Origin of the sequence: Streptomyces sp. NPDC020597 (assembly GCF_044335095.1) — a bacterium.
Lineage (GTDB): Bacteria > Actinomycetota > Actinomycetes > Streptomycetales > Streptomycetaceae > Streptomyces.
This window is the reverse complement of record NZ_JBIRUL010000071.1, coordinates 1-2,365: the sequence shown is the minus strand read 5'-3', so window position 1 is coordinate 2,365 and position 2,365 is coordinate 1. Positions and strand designations below refer to the sequence as shown.

The following is a 2,365-nucleotide window of genomic DNA, read 5'->3' as shown; positions in this document are numbered from 1 at the left end:
ACCGTCTCCGCGGTCCTGGTGGCGCTGCTGTTCGGGATCCCGCTGGGTGTGTGGGCGGGGCTGTCCGACCGGGTCAACCGGATCGCCACGCCCCTGCTGGACTTCATGCAGACGATGCCGACCTTCGTCTACCTGGCCCCGCTGACCCTGTTCTTCCTCATCGGCGGAGCCTCCGCGACCATCGCCACGGTGGTCTACGCGGCGCCGCCGGCGATCCGGATCACCGCGCACGCCATCCGGACCGTGCCGGAGACGACGGTGGAGGCGGCCGACTCGCTCGGGGCGACCCGACGGCAGACCCTGTTGAAGGTGCTGCTGCCGATGTCCAAGCGGACCGTGGTGATGGGCGTCAACCAGACCATCATGGCCGCGCTGGCCATGGTGACCATCGCGGCCCTCATCGACGCGCCCGGTCTCGGCAAGACCGTCGTCCAGGCCCTTCAGTCGCTCGACGTCGGCACGGCGTTCAACGCGGGTCTGTCCATCGTCGTCATGGCGATCGTCCTCGACCGGGTCACGACCGCGGCGAGCGCGCGGGAGGAGGAGGCCCGGCGCTCCAAGAACCGGTTCCTCGCCTGGCGGCGGCCGCTGCTCGGCGCAGGTGCGGTCCTGACGGCCGTCCTGGTCTTCATGTCGCACACCTACGTGTGGGCGGCCGAGTTCCCCGGTGAGGGCGGTCTCGGCAGCTCCATCGCGAGCGCGGCGGACACCACGACGACCTGGGTGCAGGACAACCTGTCCGGCGTCACCAACGCCGTCCGCGACGTCATCACCAACGGGCTGCTCAACCCGTTCCAGTCGCTGCTCACGGACTCTCCCTGGTGGCTCGTCGGCGCCGTCCTCGTCGCGCTCGGTGTGGTCCTCGGCGGCCGCCGGGCCGGTGTCACCACGGCCGTGTGCGTGGGGCTGCTGGTGGCCACCGGAATGTGGTCGGACAGCATGACGACGCTTGCCTCGACCGTGGTGGCCACCATCCTCGTGATGCTGCTCGGCATCGGCTTCGGCGTCTGGATGGGCCGCAGCCGGGTGGTGGACCGGATGCTGCGGCCGAGTCTGGACGCGGCGCAGGTCATGCCGCCGTTCGTGTATCTGGTGCCGTTCCTGGCGCTGTTCGGCGCGACCCGTTTCACGGCGATCGTCGCGGCGGTCGTCTATGCGGCACCCGTCGCCATGAAGATCATCGCGGACGGGGTGCGCAACGTGCCCGCGACGACCGTGGAGGCGGCCACCTCCGCCGGGTGCAGCACCTGGCAGATCATCGCCAAGGTCCAGCTGCCGATGGCGCGCGGCGCCCTGACTCTCGCCACGAACCAGGGTCTGATCTACGTGCTGTCGATGGTGGTCGTGGGCGGCCTGGTGGGGGCGGGCGCGCTCGGCTACGACGTCGTGGCCGGTTTCTCGCAGGGCCAACTGTTCGGGAAGGGGCTCGCCGCGGGGCTGGCCATCGTCCTTCTCGGAGTCATGTTCGACCGCATCACCCAGGCCGCGGCGCGGCGAACCAGCGCATGAAGGAGCAAGTCACCATGGCAAGGCAAGCAAGACGATGGAGAGTCGGCGCGGCTGGCATCGCGGTTCTCGGCCTCACCCTCACCGCCTGCGGCGGCGCGAAGGTCGGTGACGAGTCCTCGGAGGCGGGCGGCTCGGGCGGTGCGGGCAAGTGCGGCACGTTCAATCTCGCGGTGAACCCGTGGGTGGGCTACGAGGCCAACGCGGCGGTCATCGCCTACGTCGCGCAGAACGACCTGGGCTGCAAGGTCGTCAAGAAGGACCTCAAGGAGGAGATCGCCTGGCAGGGCTTCGGGACCGGCGAGGTCGACGCGGTCGTGGAGAACTGGGGCCACGACGATCTGAAGAAGAAGTACATCGCCGGCCAGAAGACCGCCGTGGACGCGGGCGCGACCGGCAACGAAGGCCTCATCGGCTGGTACGTGCCGCCGTGGCTGGCCAAGGCCCACCCCGACATCGCCGACTGGAAGAACCTGAACAAGTACGCCGCGAACTTCAAGACCTCCGAGTCCGGCGGCAAGGGCCAGCTCCTCGACGGCGACCCGTCGTTCGTCACCAACGACGGGGCGCTGGTGAAGAACCTGAAGCTGGACTACAAGGTCGTGTACGCGGGCAGCGAGACGGCCCTCATCCAGACCTTCCGCAAGGCGGAGAAGAACAGGGAATGGGTGATCGGCTACTTCTACGAGCCGCAGTGGTTCATGTCCGAGGTCCCGCTGGTCAAGGTGAACCTGCCCGCCTACAAGACGGGCTGCGACGCCGACGCGGAGAAGATCGCCTGCGACTACCCGGTGTACAAGCTCGACAAGATCGTGGCCAAGAAGTTCGCCGACTCCGGCAGTCCCGCCTACGACCTGGT

At 68.6% G+C, this 2,365-nt stretch carries 2 protein-coding genes; both read left to right on the top strand.

Annotated elements, in window-relative coordinates; translation table 11 throughout:
* On the top strand, positions 1-1,509 hold a 1,509-nt coding region (locus tag ACH4ZA_RS39835; protein WP_398433890.1), incomplete at its 5' end, for an ABC transporter permease.
* A 14-nt stretch (positions 1,510-1,523) separates the two neighbouring features.
* Positions 1,524-2,365 (top strand): glycine betaine ABC transporter substrate-binding protein (locus tag ACH4ZA_RS39830; protein ID WP_398433889.1); only part of this gene is annotated, 842 nt, incomplete at its 3' end.